The following is a 17,427-nucleotide window of genomic DNA, read 5'->3' as shown; positions in this document are numbered from 1 at the left end:
TTTCTTTCGAGCGCATTCAGTCCGGGCAAGGGCATTCGTGCCGCTTGCGCGGGCCGCTTCGCATGCCAGGGGATCGCATTGTTGCGCAGCCTGCACAACATCGTTCCGCATGCGCATAAAGTGCTTGTTTTCATGGGGTAAATGCCCAGTAAACGGGCTTTGCGCGGTGCCGGGCGGTTGTAATTTCCGTGTAAGAATGTGCCGACTTTTTACCGCAGCAGTGCAAGGCGGGCGTGCGCTTGCCATGGCCTTTCTGCGCAGGCGCCTGTAACCGGTGCCAGAAAACGGGTGCCGCATTGGTGCCTCATACATCTTGAAGGCAGATATGAATTTCCCTCTGAACAAGCGCGCGCTGGCGCTGGCCGCTGGCGTGCTCATGGGTGCTGCAAACGCGCAGACGCTGACCATCGCCCTGGCTTCCGAGCCTACCGCGGCAGACCCTCACTACCACAAGATGACGACGAACGACTCGTTCTCGGCCCATGTCTATGACTCCCTGGTAGGGCGCACTGCCAATATGGAACTGGTGCCATCGCTGGCTCTCTCGTGGAAGAACCTGGACGACCTGACCTGGGAGTTCAAGCTGCGCAAGGACGTGAAGTTCTCCAACGGCGCGCCCTTTACTTCGCAGGATGTGCTGTTCACCATCTGCCGCACGCTGAACAACGAGACCAACGTGTCGCAGTCGTATATGGACACGACCAAGCTGATCACCGATGTGCAGACGCCCGATGACCTGACCGTCATCGTCAAGACGGCCGAGCCGGTGCCGTTGATCCCGGCCGAGTTTGCCCGCAATCTGCCCATCATCTCGAGCAGCATCGTCAAGCACGACAAGCTCAAGTTTGCTCCCAAGGAAGGCTGTGGCTACAAGGGCCCTTGGCCCACGGTGGCGGATTTCAACAGCGGCAAGATGGCAATCGGCACCGGTCCGTTCAAGCTCAAGTCGTATATCAAGGGCACAGGCATCACCCTGGAGCGCAACGACAGCTACTGGGGCACCAAGCCGCACTGGCAGACCGTGAAGATGGTATCCGTGCCCAATGCCGGCCCACGCCTGACGGGCCTCATGTCGGGCGACTACGACCTGATCGAAAACCCCGCCGCGCGCGACCTGGCACGCATCAAGGAAGACAAGAAGCTGGCTTTCGTGGCCACGCCTTCCACGCGCCTGGTGTTCTTTCAACCCGATGTTGGCCGCGACAAGTCGCCATTCGTGACCGCGCCGGACGGCAAGAACCCGCTGCAGGACCTGCGCGTGCGCAAGGCCATCAACATGGCGATTGACCGCAAGGCCATCGTGCAGCGTCTGATGGACGGCATGGCTACACCGGCCTACCAGTACATGCCCGATGGCATGTTCGGTGGCCTGGCCAAGGCGCCCGAGATCAAGTTCGATCCGGAGGGTGCCAAGAAGCTGCTGGCCGAATCGGGCTACCCCAACGGCTTCGAGCTGACGCTGTCGTCCACCAACGACCGCTACATGAACGACGCGCAGATTGCGCAGGCCGTGGCGCAGTACCTCACGCGCGTGGGTATCAAGACCAAGGTGGATGCCATGACGGCTTCGATCTATTTCCCCAAGCGTGCCAAGCGTGAATACAGCTTTGCCATGGGCGGCTGGCCTTCGGAGAACGGCGAGGCCTCGGGCCTGTTCCAGCTGTGGGTGGCATCGACCGATTCGCCCAAGGGCCTGGGCACCAGCAACTATGGCGGCTTCAGCAGTGCTGAATTCGACAAGATCTACATCCCTGCGGCCAAGACCGTGGATGCGGCCAAGCGCAAGCCCCTGCTGGAGCAGGCAACCAAGATTGCACTCGACAACGTGCCCCTGATTCCGCTGCACTTTGAAAGCAGCATCTGGGCATTCAAGAAGGGGCTGAGCTACGAAGGCCGCCGCGACCAGTACACGCTGGCAACTTCGGTCAAGCCTGCGAAGTAATCGCGGGCATTGCCAACGGATGGGACGGGTTGCGGAAGTCACCTATGGTGCTTTTGTTCCCTTCCCTTCAGTATTCGGATCAATCGCTATCGTCCACGTGCCGCAGAGCCGTGCTGTAGCTGGCTTTTAACCAAGGAGGAACGACCTGTGTCTATGAAGAAGATCTCTCGCCGCACTACCTTGTCGCTGGCAAGCCTTGCAGCACTGGCCCTGCCTGCTGGTATGGCTGCGGCTCAATCGCTCACCATTGGCCTCGCCTCCGAGCCGACGGCGGCTGATCCGCACTACCACAAGGTGACGACGAATGATTCGTTCTCGGCCCACATCTTCGAGTCGCTGATCAACCGCAATGCGAAGATGGAGCTGATTCCGGGCCTGGCGGAGTCGTGGAAGCCGGTGGATGACAACACCTGGGAGCTCAAGCTGCGCAAGGGCGTGAAGTTCTCCAACGGCGAGCCGTTCACATCGAAAGATGTGCTGTTCACCATCTGCCGTGTGCTGAACAACGAGACCAACGTATCGCGCTCGTACATGGAGCCGATGCAGAACTTCACCGATGTGCAGACGCCCGATGAGCACACCGTCATCATCAAAAGCGACAGGCCCATCCCCACCATGCCCAATGAGCTGGCGCGCTCGCTGCCCATCATCTGGAGCGGTATCGCCAAGTTCGACAAGCTCAAGTTCGCACCCAAAGAGGGTTGCGGCGTAACCTCGCCCTGGCCCACGGTGGCCGAGTTCAACACCGGCAGGCTGTCGATAGGTACAGGCCCGTACAAGCTCAAGTCCTACGTCAAGGGCACGGGCATCGAGATGGAGCGCAACGAAGGCTATTGGGGCGCCAAACCGCACTGGAAAACCGTGAAAATGGTACCCGTGCCCAATGCCGGCCCGCGCCTCACCGGCTTGATGTCGGGCGACTACGACGTGATCGAAAGCCCCGCTGCGCGCGATCTGCCGCGCATCAAGGAAAACAGCAAGCTCGACTTCGTGGCGACGCCGTCCACACGGCTCATCTTCTTTCAGCTGGATTCCGGCCGTGCGCAAAGCCCGTTTGTCAAAGCTGCAGATGGCAAGAACCCGCTGCAGGACCTGCGTGTTCGCCAGGCCATCAGCATGGCGATTGACCGCAAGGCCATCGTGCAGCGCCTGATGGACGGCATGGCCACGGTGGCCAACCAGTACATGCCTGCTGGCATGTTCGGCAGCCTCGACAAGCCCGCAGAAATCAAGTTCGACCCTGAAGCCGCCAAGAAGCTGCTGGCCGAGGCGGGCTATCCCAACGGTTTCGAGCTGACCCTGACGACCACCAATGACCGCTACATCAACGACGGCCAGATCGCTCAGGCCGTGGCGCAGTACCTGACCCGCATCGGCATCAAGACCACGGTCGATGCGCAGGCTGCGGCCATCTACTTTCCCAAGCGCGCCAAGCGCGAGTTCAGCTTTGCGATAGGCGGCTGGCCATCGGAAAACGGCGAGGCCTCGGGCCTGTTCCAGTACTGGGTTGCCTCCACGAACAAGGACCAGGGTTTGGGCACCAGCAACTACGGCGGCTTCAGCAATGCCGCGTTTGACAAGGTGTTTGTGCCAGCGATGGCGCTGATGGATTCCGCGCAGCGCAAGGCAGAGTACCAGAAGGCCACGCAGATTGCGCTCGACAACGTGCCGCTGATTCCGCTGCATTTCGAGAGCAGCATCTGGGCGTACAAGAAAGGATTGAGCTACGAGGGCCGACGCGACCAGTACACGCTGGCCATGTCGGTCAAACCGACCAAGTAAGGCCAGTGCACCGGGCAACTTGGCCTGGTGCATGGCATGCCCGCATGGGCCCCGGCGGCGGGGAATGCGGGCATTGTGATTTTTCATTGCCGGGCCGGCACCTAAATAGGGCAGCGACCTCACGGAGTGGGGAAGCACGGGGCTTTTGTTGAATAGGGACGCAACGTGATCGTCTATATCCTGCGCCGATTGGTGCAAAGTTTTCTGGTGCTGCTGGCGGTATCGCTGGTGGTGTTCATGGCAGTCTATGCCGTGGGCGACCCCATCGAACTGCTGGTGAGTGCCGAGGCCAGCGACGCTGACCGCGAGGCCATGATCAAGCGGCTGGGGCTGGATCTGCCGGTGTGGCTGCAGTACTGGAGCTTTCTGAGCCGTGCCTTCCACGGCGACCTGGGGACCTCGTTCGTGCATGGCATTCCGGCCATCGAGCTGATCGTGCAGCGTTTTCCTGCCACGTTCGAGCTGGTGTTGGTCGCCATCGGTCTGACCTGCCTGATCGGCATTCCGCTGGGGCTGGTGGCCGGGCTTTTCAATGACAAGCCGCTGGGCCGCAGCCTGATGGGCGGGTCGGTGCTGGGCTTTTCGCTGCCCAATTTCTGGCAGGGCATGATGCTGATATTGATGTTCGCCGTCTGGTTGCAATGGCTGCCATCGTCCGGCCGCGGCGACACGGTCAGTATTTTCGGGGTGCCGTTTTCTCTCTTCACCGCTGATGGCTGGCGCCATGTGATGCTGCCTGCCATCAATCTGGCACTGGGAAATATTGCCCTGGTGCTGCGCCTGACGGCGACCGGCGTGATGGAAGCCAAGACACAGGAGTACGTGAAGTTTGCGCGCGCCAAAGGCATCAGCGAGCGCCGAATCCTGACGCGCCACATTCTGCGCAACATTTTGATCCCGGTCGTGACCGTGATCGGCATGGAGTTCGGCACGTTGATTGCGTATTCGACCATCACCGAAACCGTGTTTGCATGGCCCGGCATGGGCAAGCTGCTGATCGACAGCATCTACAAGCTGGACCGCCCGGTGGTGGTGGCCTATGTGATGCTTGTGACCTTCATCTTCGTGATGATCAACCTGGTGGTAGACCTGCTGTATGCGGTGCTAGACCCCCGGGTGCAGCTGCAGGAGGCGCAATGATGCAGCCAAATAAGAACATGATGGAAATTGATAGCGCCCAGCGCGCACAGCCTTTGCAGGAAACGCCACAACGCTCTGCAATCCTGAAAAAGCTGCACAGCAAACCCACGGTGAAGGGCGCGGTGATTGCACTGGTGGTGCTGCTCGCCTTCGTGCTGCTGGCACCTTTTCTGTCGCCCCAGAATCCATACGATCTGGGTGCACTCGATCTGATGGATGGCCGCCTCAAGCCCATGTCCGAGGCAGCATCGGGCATGACCTACTGGCTGGGCACCGATGACCAGGGCCGTGACATGCTATCGGCGATTCTGCACGGCCTGCGCATCAGCCTGATGGTGGGGCTGAGCGCCGTGGTGCTCGCCACCATCATTGGCAGTCTCGTCGGGCTGGTTGCTGCCTACATGGGTGGCTGGGTTGATACCCTGCTGATGCGCATCGTCGACTTCATCCTGGGTTTTCCAACGATCCTGGTGGCGCTGGTGCTGCTGGCCATCATGGGGCGGGGTGTCGACAAGGTGGTGATCGCCATCGTGTTGGTGCAGTGGGCGCATTACGCACGCATCATGCGCGGCCGTGCGTTGCAGGAGCGCAAGAAGGAATACATTGAGGCGGCCAAGAACCTAGGCTTTCCGGCCTGGCGCATCATGACGCGCCATCTGCTGCCCAACTGCATGGGTCCGGTCATGGTGTTTGCCACCATCCAGATCGCCAACGCCATCGTGCTGGAGGCGACCCTGTCCTTCCTGGGGGTTGGCGTGCCCATCACCGAGCCATCGCTCGGCCTTCTGATTGCCAACGGCTTCCAGTACCTGATGTCTGGCGACTACTGGATCAGCATGTTCCCCGGCCTGGCGCTGCTGGCCCTCATCCTGTCGATCAATCTGATCGGCGACCGACTGCGTGAAGCTCTGGATCCGAGGAAGTAATGACTACCCCTTTGCTTGAAGTAAAGAACCTGCAGACGGTGTTCCACACCGAAGAAGGTGCCTGGCCTGCGGTCAGTGATATCCATATCAGCCTGCAGCCTGGCGAAATTCTTGGCCTCGTTGGAGAATCCGGGTCGGGTAAATCGGTGACTGGCTTTTCGATCTTCGGCATGATCGACGCGCCCGGTGAGGTAACGCAAGGCCAGGTGCTGTTCAAGGGCCAGGACCTGCGCGCACTCCCGCCAGAAGCCATGCGCAAACTGCGTGGCGACCGTGTCGCGATGATCTTTCAGGACCCGCTGATGACCCTGAACCCGGTGCTGCGCATCGAGGAGCAGATGCTCGAGGCGATTGATGCGCACCAGAAGCTGCCCAAGGCCGAGGCCATCCGGCGCTGCGTGGAGGCGCTGTCCATGGTCGGCATCCCTGCACCGGAGAAGCGCTTGCGCAGCTATCCGCATGAATTTTCAGGCGGTATGCGCCAGCGTGTGGCGATTGCCATTGCCATGCTCAACAAGCCCGATCTCATCATCTGCGACGAGCCGACCACGGCGCTGGATGTCACCATCCAAGGCCAGATCCTCTACCGTATGCAGAAAATCTGCCAGGAGCATGGTACGGCGCTGATCTGGATCACCCATGATCTGGGGGTGATAGCCGAACTGGCCGACCGTGTGGCCGTGATGTACGCAGGCCGCATTGTCGAGACCGGTGCCGTGGCCGAGGTGCTGGATGCGCCGCGCCATCCTTACACACAAGGCCTGCTCAGTTCGTTGCCGGCGCAGGCCACGCCTGGTGCACGCCTGTCGCAGATCAACGGCATGGCGCCCAGCCTGTCGGGTCGTGTGCCTGGCTGCGCCTTCGCACCGCGCTGTACCCGGGCCACGCCGCAGTGTGTGGCGGAGCAGCCCGCCGTCACCACCATTCCCGGCCGCGAATTCCGCTGCTTTGTTCCGCTGGAGGCGCACGCCGCATGACCGCGATGAATACCCCTGTGATTGAATTGCGCGATGTGCACAAGCGCTTTGTCAGCACGCCCGATCTGCTGCAGAAGATCGTCGGTGCGGTGGCCAGGCAGCCAGCGCAGACCCGCACTGTGCACGCCGTCAACGGCGTCAACCTGCAGATTGCCAAGGGCGAGGTGCTGGGCCTGGTCGGCGAATCGGGCTGCGGCAAATCGACCCTGGGCCGCGTGGTGGCGGGCCTGCACCCGGCAACCGAAGGGCAACTGCTCTACCAGGGCCAGGATGTGAGCGGGCTGGCCGGCAAGGACAGGTTGGCCTATACCCTGGGCGTGCAGATGGTGTTTCAGGATCCGCAGGCATCGCTGAACCCGCGCCAGAAACTGCACCAGATCCTGGGCGAGGCGTTGCATGTGCACAAGCTGGCGCCCAGCGGCGATGTGCCGGGCCGCGTTGATGCGGCACTCGCCGAAGTGGGCCTTGCCACGGAGTACCGCAACCGCCTGCCGCACCAGATATCCGGCGGCCAGCGTCAGCGTATCGGCATTGCCCGCGCGCTGATGGTGACGCCCGATTTTCTGGTGTGTGACGAGCCGGTGGCGGCACTCGACGTGTCCATCCAGGCACAGGTGATCAACCTGTTCATGGACCTGCGCGCGCAGCGAGGCCTGACCTACATGTTCATCAGCCACGATCTGGGGGTGGTACGCCACATCTCCGACCGTGTGGCCATCATGTACCTGGGCAAGATTGTGGAGATGGCACCGACCGCCGAGATATTTGGCAAGGCCCAACACCCCTATACCCAGGCCTTGCTGGCCGAGGTGCCCGATGTGGCACGGCGCAAGCGTTCCTTCGTGCCAATCAAGGGCGAGATCCCTTCGCCGCTGAATCCGCCTTCGGGCTGCACCTTCCACCCGCGCTGCCCACATGCGATGGAGCGCTGCAAGACCGAAGTGCCGGTGCTGCGAGAGACCGCGCCCGGCCACGTCACGGCCTGCCACCTGCAAGACCAGGCCTGAAAACAACCGAGAACCAGTGATGACGGACAGCCTGCAACATTTCAGCCAGCAACATGGCCGGTTTTCAATGCCCTGGAAGGCAGGCAGCGGCGCCTTGCACCTGCCTGTCGTTCTCAACTGCTATCGCCCGCCGGGTGTGGCGGCAGATGCGCCCGTCATACTGGTGCAGCACGGCGTGCTGCGCAATGGCGACGACTACCGCGACTTCTGGATGCCTGCAGCCGATCGCCATGGTCTGCAGATCATCGCACCGACCTTTGGCAACGAGCACTGGCCGGGCGTGGAGAGCTACAACAACGGCAGTGTCTGGACCGAAGACGCAGAGCTGCGCGATCGCGCCTACTGGTCGTACCAGGCGGTAGTCGTATTGGCGCAGCAGTTGCGCGATGCGGGCATCGTGGGCGGTCAGCCGCTCTACCTGTTTGGCCACTCTGCGGGCGGCCAGTTTGTGCATCGCCTCGTCAGCACTCTGGGGGCTGATGGATTTGCTGGCGTGGTGGCGGGCAATCCCGGCTGGTACACCTTGCCGAATGCGACACTCACTTTCCCGGAAGGGTTGGCCGGCATCGGGCTGGCGGCCGACGCGCTGGAACGCCTGCTGGCTACGCCGCTGGTCATTCTGGCAGGTGACCAGGATACCGATACCCTTGATCCCAATCTTCCCGCCGAGCCTGCAGCGCTGCGCCAGGGGCCGCACCGTTTTGCACGCGCCCGCCATTACTTTGCGGCAGGGCAGGCTGCGGCCGCGCAACTGGGCATGCCACTGGCATGGCAACTGCACGAAGTCGCTGGCATCGGCCACGACGGAGAGGCCATGAGCCATGTCTGCGCACACTGGTGGTTCGAGGGCCGCATGCCCGACGCTGCATGGCTCGCGCAATGGGCAGGCCGCACCACCGCCTGATAACACACCACAACACCAAGGACATCTACTATGCAAGCAACTACCCAACAATTGGTCGATGGCATCTCGGACTGGATGCGCTGCGAGTCTCCATCCAGCGACCCGGCTGCACTGGCGCGCATGGTGGAGATGATGCGGGCACAAGCCGCTGCTGCGGGTCTGCGTGCCACGGTGACTGAAACCTATGCGCAGGGCAAGCATGGCACGGGGCCGGCGCTGCCTTTGCTGCACATCACCAATCGTGCAGAAGGTGATACGCGTCAGGGGTTGTTGATTCTGGGCCACTCGGATACGGTGCATCCCATCGGTATGCTGGCGGACAACCCGATCCGCATCGAAGGCGACCGACTGTATGGGCCAGGCGGTTATGACATGAAGGCTGGCATCTACCTGGCGCTGACGGCACTGAGCGCTGCCGCTGCGCCCGGCAGCACGCCGCTGCCGGTCGATTTGCTGATCGTTCCCGATGAGGAAACCGGCAGCCACGCATCGCGCAAGCACATCGAGGCCTTTGCCAGCAACGCCAAATATTGCCTGGTGGCGGAACCTGCCCGCGCCAACGGTGGCCGTTGCGTGACTGCACGCAAGGGAACCGGCATGCTGCGCCTGGGCGTCAAGGGCCTGGCGTCGCACGCCGGGGTCGCGCATGAAAAGGGCCGAAGCGCCATCCGTGAAATGGCGCACCAGATTCTGGCGCTGGAAGCCATGACCGATTACCAACGCGGTGTTACCGTGAGCGTGGGCAAGGTGGAAGGCGGCACGGCCACCAACACCGTGCCTGCCTACTGCAAGTGCATTGTCGATTTCCGCTTGCCCGATCTGCAGGCCGCAGACGAACTGGTTGGCAAGATGCGTGCGCTGCGTCCGGTGGGTGAAGGGGTGTCGCTGGACATCGATGTGGAAGTGAACCGCCCGCCGATGGTGAAGGATGCCAAGGCCGAAGCACTGCTGGCGCGTGTGCAGCAGTCGGCCAAGGAAGCAGGCTTTGCACTGGAAGAAGCGCCGCCCACGGGCGGCGGCAGCGATGCCAATTTCACCTCGGCCATGGGCGTGCCATCGCTGGATGGGCTGGGTGCCGATGGCGATGGTGCACACACCGTGACCGAATACATTCTGGTTTCGACACTGGAGATGCGTGCCCGTTTCTGGCACCATCTGCTCACACACTTGGATTGAGGCTGTCGCTCCTGTCTTGCAGGAGCTCAATCCGATAAAAAATGGGCGCCACCAGCGCCCTTTTTTTGAGGCTTTGACCCGTCCTGAATTGGGTTGACACCTTTCTGAAGAACAGAAAGGAAAGTCAAATGGAACAGTGGGTTAAGAGAACGCAACGGGACTACACGCTGGCTTTTAAACTCGCAGTAGTCGATCAAGTAGAAAGAGGTGAGCTGACCTACCGGCAGGCCCATGAGCGGTACGGAATCCAGGGCGCCTCAACTGTACTGGTGTGGCTTCGCAAGCACGGACGGCAGGACTGGAAAGCTGCATCATCAAGGGGCAAAGGATTACAGAAGATGCCTGAATCGCCCAAGCTGCTGACTCCAGAGCAGCGCATCAAGGAGCTGGAAGTGCAACTGAAAGAAGCCCGCGAGAAAGCGGCCTTCTTTGAAGCGGTAGTGAACGTGCTCAAGCGCGACTACGGAGTCCAAGTCACAAAAAAGCCTGCGGGCAAGTCCTCACGCAAAAGCTCGTCAAAGGGTTAAGCGTCACGAGGGCTTGCCGCTACATGGGAATCAGCCGCCAAGCGCACTACAAGCGCCTGGTCTGCCAGCGTGCACGCAGCGAGCGGGACAAGGCGGTGGTGGAGTTGGCCAGTGAAGAGAGGCGCCATCAGCCACGCATTGGCACGCGCAAACTGCTGCACTTGCTCAAGCCGCCGCTTGAACAGGCGGGAATCCAGATCGGGCGCGATGCACTGTTCGTTGTCCTGCGCCAAGCACGCATGCTGGTGCTGCCACGGCATGCGTACCACAAGACCACCAATAGCCATCATCACTACCGCAGGCACCCCAATCTACTCAAGGAGGGCCCGACCAAAACAGTGGCAAGTGGTTGTGAGCAGCTATGGGTCGCTGACATCACGTATCTACCCACCAAGGAGAAGACTGCCTATCTGAGCCTGGTGACCGATGCCTACTCGCGCAAGATCGTGGGCTGGCACGTGCACGATAGTCTGGAGACCAAGCAGGTCAGCCAAGCGTTGAAGATGGCACTGCGTCAGCGGCGAACAGATCAGCCGCTCGTACACCACTCTGATAGAGGTGTTCAGTACTGCTCGGCTCAATACCAGCGCATCCATGCACGCCACCGCATCACCTGCTCCATGACCGATGGCTACGATTGCTACCAAAACGCTCTGGCTGAGCGGGTCAATGGAATCCTCAAGATGGAATACTTGTTGCAACGACCTGCCGATCTCTCGCAGGCCCGCACCATGGTGGGCGAATCGGTACGGCTGTACAACGAGCGCCGGCCGCACCTGTCCCTAAAATACAAAACGCCCGATGCAGTACATCGGGCGTCTCTCGCCAACCAGCTTGGGCTGGAGATTAGTCGCGAATAGGTGTCAACCTATGACAGGACGAGTCACTTATTGCAGGCTGTCGGCGTAGCGCGCTGCACTCTTCTGGCCGCCCAGGGTGATCCATGTGAGCAGCACGCCGCACAGTGCGCCGGTGGCCATGCCCACCACCATGGGCAGTGGCTTGCCATTGGAGAACACGCCGACCACCTGCATCGCAACAGCCCCCGTCAGCATCTGCAAGGTGCCCAGCAGGGCTGATGCGGTGCCTGCGATCTCGCCGTGCTCTTCCAGCGCCAGCACCGATGTGGTTGGAATCACCAGGCCCATCAAGGCACTGGAGATGAAGTACAGCACGATCAGTACGATCAGTTGATCGCCGCCCAGCAGGTAATAGGCCAGCAGGCTGGTCATCACCACACCGCATGCACTGGCGGCCACCTTGACCACGGGCACCAGCCCGAACCGTTTACCCAATGCGCCGGTGAACTGAGCGGCGCCAATGAAGGCAATCGCATTGAGCGCAAATGCCATGCTGTATTGCGTGGTGGAGAGCCCGTAGTGGTTGATCAGCACAAACGGCGAACCTGCCAGATAGACAAAAAAGCCTGCCATTGCACAGGAGCCGATGAATACCAGACCCAGGTAGTGCCAGTCGCGCAGCAAGAAACCGTAGGCCTGCAATACACCGCCAAGGCTGCTGTCCAGTCGGGCATCGGCGGGGCGCGTCTCAGGCAGGCCACGCACCATGGCAGCCAGGCCCAGAATGGCCGCTACCCCCACGACCCAGAACACCATGCGCCAGCCACCCACGGCGATGACACCGCTGCCCGCCAGCGGAGCGAGGATGGGGGACACGCTGAACACCAGCATCAGAAGCGACATCATGCGTGCCGCTTCATGCCCCGTATGCAGGTCGCGCACTACGGCACGCGGAATCGCCATGCCCGCTGCAGCGCCCATGCCCTGCACGAAGCGCAGCACCACCAAGGTGTGGATGTCCTGTGCCAGTGCGCAACCCACGCTTGCCAGCACGAAGATCGACAAACCCAGGTACAGCGGCCTCTTGCGCCCCCACATGTCGGCCAGGGTGCCAAACAGAGGCTGGCCTACGCCCAGTGCCAGAAAGAAGGCGGTGAGGCTGGCTTGTACGGCGCCAACAGGGGCATTCAGGCTCGCGCCAATCTGTGGCAGCGCGGGCAAATACATATCGATGGCAAAGGGCCCGATGGCTGAGAGCAGACCCAGAATGAAGACCAGGCGAAGCGAGATGGCGGAGGAGGACGAGCCGGAAGTTTCAGACATAGGAGCGGGATTGTCGCCGATACATGCGCGAGGCGTGTGTCAGCGAAATCCGCACCTCTGTAATGCCCTGATTTGCAGAAGGTGTTATGCGTTTGCCAGAGTGGCAAGGTGGCGTTGTGCAAATGCTTCGTACCACGCCAGGCATCCGGGATTGGCCATGGTTTCCGGATTCAGTACTTTGCCTGCTGGTTGGCCCAGCATCAATTTCTTGATGGGCAGTTCCAGTTTCTTACCAGTCAAGGTGCGTGGGATTTCTGCCACTTGCAAGATGGCATCGGGCACAAAGCGGGGCGAAAGGGCGGTGCGGATGGCCTGGCTGATGCTGGCCTTGACGGTGTCATCCAGTACGATGCCCTCGCGCAGCACGACAAACAGCGGCATATAGCTGTCCTTGCCCAGGTATTCCAGATCCACCACCATCGAGTCCTGCACTTGCGGTAGCGCTTCGACCGCGTTGTAGATTTCGCTGGTGCCCATGCGCAAGCCCTGGCGGTTGATGGTGGCATCGCTGCGGCCATAGATGATGCAGCTGCCATCGCTGTCCACCTGTATCCAGTCTCCGTGGCGCCAGATGCCGGGCCAGTGGTCGAAATAGCTGTCCAGATAGCGCCGCTTGCCGGGGTCGTTCCAGAAGTACAGTGGCATCGAAGGAATGGGCTGGACGCAGACCAGCTCACCCACCTCGTCCAGCACCGGTTGGCCCTGTTCGTTCCAGGCCTCGACGGCATGGCCGAGCCAGCGGCATTGCATGCGGCCCGGTGCCTGCGGCAACTCGCGGTTGCCGCCGATGAAGGCGCCGCAAAAATCGGTGCCGCCAGAGATGTTGCACCAGAACACTTCGCCAGCTCCGGCCGCCTGCAGCTGTGCACTGCCCCAGCGCTGCACTTCCGGCGCCAGCGGCGAGCCGGTGCTGCCCAGGGTGCGAACCTGCTGCAGTCCAGGAATGGCCGCAATATCCAGGCCTGCCTTCATGCAGTTGCTGTAGTAGGCGGCGCCTGCGCCGAAGATGGTCGTATGGTGTTTGGCGGCAAAACGCCACAGCACGCCCCAGTCGGGCTGGCTGCTGCTGCCAGCCGGGTGACCATCAAAAATGGTGATGGTGGTGCCAAACAACAGGCCGCTTGCCTGTATGTTCCACATCACCCAGCCCGTGGAGCTGTACCAGTGAAAGCGTTCGTTGCGGTTGTTGTCGCCATAGCTGGCGCCCAGGTCGTTGTGCAGCCCCGCCACATGCAGCGCGAGCAGAATACCGCCGGTGCCATGGACAATGGGCTTGGGCAGGCCTGTGGTGCCGCTGGAATAGACGATCCAGATCGGATGGTCAAAGGGTAGCCATTCAGGCTCGAAAGCGGCGATGGCCTGCGCATCTTGCGCAGTGGCCCATTGCCAGTCGTGGCTGTCAGGAACAGGTGCAGTTGTATAGGGCGTGGATATGACGATGCGCTGCTGCACCGATGGTAGCTCTGCCAGCAGCGATTGCACGACGGCGCTGCGATCGAGTGGCTTGCCGCCGTAGTACACGCCGTCCACGGCAATGAGCACCTTGGGCTCGATCTGCTTGAAGCGATCGACTACCGCAGCGACACCCATGTCGGGTGCGCACAGGCTCCATATGGCCCCAATGCTGGTGCATGCCAGCATGGCGACCACTGTTTCGGGAATATTGGGCATGTAAGCTGCCACGCGGTCGCCACGCACAACACCCAGCTTGCGCAGCGCGATGGCGACCGAAGCCACCTGGCGCTGCAATTCGGGCCAAGACATTTCACGCACTTCTCCACGCTCGTTGTCGCTCACGATGGCCGGCATGCCTGCAGCATCGGCCGCCTTTACATGCCGCAGCAACTGGCGCGGCAGGCTCACCTGCACGCCGCTGAACCATTGGGTGTCGGGCATTGCATCGCCGCTCAATACCTGCAGGTCTTTGGTGGGGGCTACTGGCGATTGCAACTGGTAGTAATCCCAGATGCTGCGCCAGAAATCAGCCAGATGTGAAACAGACCAGCGGTGCAGGTCTTCGTAGCTGTTGAAGCGCAGGCCATGTTGCTGGACGAGCCAGTCCTGGTACAGGCGAATCTGGGGCGTTAAAGCGTGGTCTAAGGCGTGGGTTGAGGCAGTCATGGCAGGTTGAGAAGAAGCTGTGCAGAGCCTACGCAAAGCGGCGGTGTGCCGCATGGGGGAAAGCACGGAAGCGCTGTCGCACGGGTAGCAGCTTGGTACCCATGCAAAGACATGACGGCGGTATGTCAACTTGGCAATAGGCGAGTGCCAGCATGGAATCTTCCACCGTAACAAAATAGCGCAGCCTTGCTGGAACTATTGCATTAGGCTCGGTTCTTATTGACCTCGCCCCCCACGTGTTGGCATCTCGGGGCAACGGCCGCATCTGCTCCCTGCAGTTGTTGGCCATTGTGACGGCCCTACTGGCCGGTTCACTCATCAGTCAGCTTTTCGGCGCCGTTGCGCGTTAAGCAACATAGGTTTGTAAACCCCAGACAAATTCTTCTGCAGGCTTTGCAGCGGCAGACATAGGTTATTTGGGTCTGGGCGTGCGGCATGGCTTCCTGGCATGCCGACGAAGTAGGGAGTGTGTCTGTTTTGTCTGTTTTGCGATTGAAATACAACCCTGCGCTGGATGGTTTGCGCGCGGTGGCGATTGTGTTGGTGTTTCTGTCCCATGCCCATGTGCCCATGTTTGATGGTGCGTTCTTTGGCGTGGATCTGTTTTTTGTGCTCAGCGGCTTTTTGATCACGTCGCTGTTGCTCAAGGAATTCCAACAAGCTGGTCGGTTGGATTACTGGCGCTTTTACAAGCGGCGGTTTCTGCGCCTGGCGCCTGCATTGTTGTTGTTCCTTGGCGCATATTGGGTATTTGCGCCGCTGATCTGGCCTGATCTGGAAGACATCAACCAGGATGTGGTGGTATCGGCGCTTTATCTGGCGGACTACGGTATCGCCTTTTTCGACAGTCCCAATACTCTGCTGCATATGTGGTCGCTCTCGGTGGAAGAGCATTTCTACCTGGTCTGGCCGCCTTTGCTGGCATTGTTGCTGACGCATACTGCGCGTAAGCAATTGTGGCGTCCTGTGTTCTTGCTTGTGGTGCTGATGTTTGTCTGGCGTGCCTATTGGGTGGCAAGGGGTCAGCAGTTCTACGAAATCTTCTTCCGTTTCGATACCCGTGCCACAGGCATGCTGCTGGGCAGTCTGCTGGCTGTGGTCTCGGTGCACCGCCCCGAATGGATGGATGCGCTGCACGCACGCCAGAAGTACCTGCTGTGGCTGCTGCCGGTGTTCCCTTTCATCATCATCGGCTATGCCTGGGATGATGCGGGTGCACTGCTATGGGGTTTTGCGTTGGCTGAGCTGACTGCAGTTGCAATCGTCATTGCGGTGAGCAAGCACAAAGGCGCGTTATATGACATGCTGAGCCTGCCTTTGCTGGTGTGGTTGGGCAAGATGTCATATGGCATCTATCTGTGGCACTACCCTGTAGTGCGGTTGTTGCGCGCGCATATGGATTGGGCCTGGGTGGTGGCACTGGGCTTGCCGCTGTCTGCCGCATTTGCAGCGCTATCGTTCTACACCGTGGAGCGCTGGGCTTTGCACCTGCGTGACCGTGTAGGGCGCGGTGCGCCTTCTGCGCACCCGGTTGCAACGCGCCAGGTAGCGCAGAGACGAACTGCCACCGTCTGAAATTGGTCTGCAACGCACCGATGGCGCAGTGCGATGTCTGTTTCAGGTGGATCGCCAATGGGCTGAACAAGGTAAGGTAGCCACGGACAGTTCAGGATGATTTCGACAAGCCGACCGCACGCAGGCGTGGTCGGCTTGTTTTCATTTCAGAATCTGAAAGCACGGAGCCCGCGCAGCGATGCCACAAAAGACCTAGCTGTTCAGTCCCGGCATTTGATGGATCGGATCTATCTTGAACCGTTCAGGTTCGGATGTCCACTGTTTGCAGATGAATTCGTAGGGTGTCAGGCCTTTGAGGGTCTTGAGCCTGCGGCCGAAGTTGTATGCATCGATGAAGTTGGCGAGGTGCTGCCGCAACTGCGCGTGATCGTCATAGTGGAAGCGCTTGACGGTGGCTTCCTTGATGGTCCGGTTCATTCGCTCGACCTGCCCATTGGTCCACGGATGCTTGACCTTTGTGAGGCGATGTTCGATACCGTGTTCCTCGCAGACTCGACCAAAGATGTGCTGGAAGGCGTACCGGTCTGAACTGCGGTTGGCAAACTGAATGCCGTTATCGGTGAGCACCGTATGGAGGGTGTACGGCACCGCTGCGATCACATTGCGCAAGAACTGCGCCGCAGTCATCTTGTCAGCCGAGGGATGGAGTTCGGTGAGTGCGAACTTGGACGTCCTGTCGATGGCCACGAAGAGATAGAGCTTGCCCTCGACTGTCTGCACTTCGGCGATGTCGACATGGAAGTAGCCAATGGGGTAGCTCTTGAACCGCTTCTTGGCTGGCTTATCGCCCTGCACCTCGGGCAGCCGCGAGATACCGTGCCGCTGCAAGCAGCGGTGCAGAGACGAGCGCGTCAGATGCGGGATAGTCGGCTGCAGCGCGTAGAGACAGTCGTCCAGCGGCAGCATGGTATGCCTGCGAAAGGCGACGATCGCTGCCTCATCCTCAACGGACAAAACGGTGGAGCGCGGCTGCCTGGGCCCTGTCGGCAGATCGGTGACCGAAGGCCGATTCTTCCACTTCGCCACCGTCTTCTGATTGATGCCATAGCGTGCAGAAAGCGCTCTCAGGCTCTCTTGACTATGTTGTATCGCTCGACGGATCGCCTCCGTCGTTGTGGCGCTGCCGTGCAGAACCTGGCCCATAGTGCTTCCTTCCATTCATGAGAGAAGATTGCACCATTAAAATCTGGGACCATACACCTAGCCTGCAGCGGCGAGTGAACCGAT

Annotated in this window: 13 protein-coding genes; 10 read left to right on the top strand and 3 right to left on the bottom strand. The window is 60.6% G+C overall.

Features of this window, described 5'->3' with window-relative positions:
- Window positions 1–325: 325 nt before the first annotated feature.
- The 9 genes from LAD35_RS19975 to LAD35_RS19935 all read left to right on the top strand — a co-directional run bounded on the left by LAD35_RS19975 (window position 326) and on the right by LAD35_RS19935 (window position 11,241).
- On the top strand, window positions 326–1,942 hold the full coding sequence (locus LAD35_RS19975) for an ABC transporter substrate-binding protein (RefSeq protein WP_224150666.1): 1,617 nt from the start codon (window positions 326–328) through the stop codon (window positions 1,940–1,942).
- Window positions 1,943–2,104: 162 nt separating this feature from the next.
- Window positions 2,105–3,724 carry an ABC transporter substrate-binding protein gene (locus LAD35_RS19970; protein ID WP_224152838.1) on the top strand — a complete coding sequence of 540 codons (1,620 nt, stop codon included), beginning with the start codon at window positions 2,105–2,107 and terminating at the stop codon, window positions 3,722–3,724.
- 165 nt (window positions 3,725–3,889) lie between these two features.
- On the top strand, window positions 3,890–4,864 hold the full coding sequence (locus LAD35_RS19965; protein WP_224150665.1) for an ABC transporter permease: 975 nt from the start codon (window positions 3,890–3,892) through the stop codon (window positions 4,862–4,864).
- A complete protein-coding gene (locus tag LAD35_RS19960) occupies window positions 4,864–5,790 on the top strand; it encodes an ABC transporter permease (protein WP_224152836.1) in 927 nt (308 codons plus the stop codon). Before LAD35_RS19965 ends, LAD35_RS19960 begins: the two co-directional genes overlap by 1 nt.
- Window positions 5,790–6,767, top strand: a complete 978-nt coding sequence (locus LAD35_RS19955) for an ABC transporter ATP-binding protein (RefSeq protein ID WP_224150664.1) — start codon at window positions 5,790–5,792, stop codon at window positions 6,765–6,767. Before LAD35_RS19960 ends, LAD35_RS19955 begins: the two co-directional genes overlap by 1 nt.
- Entirely contained in the window at window positions 6,764–7,774 is a 1,011-nt protein-coding gene (locus LAD35_RS19950) for an ABC transporter ATP-binding protein (protein ID WP_224150663.1), read from the top strand. Before LAD35_RS19955 ends, LAD35_RS19950 begins: the two co-directional genes overlap by 4 nt.
- Before the next feature lie 19 nt (window positions 7,775–7,793).
- On the top strand, window positions 7,794–8,678 hold the full coding sequence (locus LAD35_RS19945; RefSeq protein ID WP_224150662.1) for an alpha/beta hydrolase: 885 nt from the start codon (window positions 7,794–7,796) through the stop codon (window positions 8,676–8,678).
- Window positions 8,679–8,708: 30 nt separating this feature from the next.
- Entirely contained in the window at window positions 8,709–9,854 is a 1,146-nt protein-coding gene (locus LAD35_RS19940) for a M20 family metallopeptidase (RefSeq protein WP_224150661.1), read from the top strand.
- 128 nt (window positions 9,855–9,982) lie between these two features.
- Window positions 9,983–11,241 (top strand): IS3 family transposase gene (locus LAD35_RS19935; protein ID WP_396022749.1). Its coding sequence is split into 2 segments (ribosomal slippage): window positions 9,983–10,331 and window positions 10,331–11,241, totalling 1,260 coding nucleotides; the frame shifts between segments, so codons are not numbered across the junction.
- 27 nt (window positions 11,242–11,268) lie between these two features.
- On the opposite strand, the gene LAD35_RS19930 is transcribed toward LAD35_RS19935, so the two are convergent.
- Together LAD35_RS19930 and LAD35_RS19925 are read right to left on the bottom strand one after the other, a co-directional pair.
- The gene (locus LAD35_RS19930; protein WP_224150660.1) at window positions 11,269–12,504 is read right to left on the bottom strand and encodes a multidrug effflux MFS transporter; all 1,236 of its coding nucleotides are present in this window, start codon (window positions 12,502–12,504) and stop codon (window positions 11,269–11,271) included.
- An 84-nt stretch (window positions 12,505–12,588) separates the two neighbouring features.
- The gene (locus LAD35_RS19925; protein WP_224150659.1) at window positions 12,589–14,625 is read right to left on the bottom strand and encodes an acetoacetate--CoA ligase; all 2,037 of its coding nucleotides are present in this window, start codon (window positions 14,623–14,625) and stop codon (window positions 12,589–12,591) included.
- Between the two features lie 435 nt (window positions 14,626–15,060).
- On the opposite strand from LAD35_RS19925, the gene LAD35_RS19920 reads away from it, so the two are divergent.
- Window positions 15,061–16,200, top strand: a complete 1,140-nt coding sequence (locus LAD35_RS19920; RefSeq protein WP_224150658.1) for an acyltransferase family protein — start codon at window positions 15,061–15,063, stop codon at window positions 16,198–16,200.
- Window positions 16,201–16,392: 192 nt separating this feature from the next.
- Here LAD35_RS19920 and LAD35_RS19915 read toward each other — a convergent pair whose 3' ends face one another.
- Entirely contained in the window at window positions 16,393–17,343 is a 951-nt protein-coding gene (locus LAD35_RS19915; protein ID WP_224150657.1) for an IS481 family transposase, read from the bottom strand.
- Window positions 17,344–17,427: the final 84 nt, after the last annotated feature.

The sequence above is a fragment of the Comamonas odontotermitis genome (assembly GCF_020080045.1).
Taxonomy (GTDB): Bacteria; Pseudomonadota; Gammaproteobacteria; order Burkholderiales; family Burkholderiaceae_C; genus Comamonas; species Comamonas odontotermitis.
This window is presented reverse-complemented; position numbering and strand designations above follow the sequence as displayed.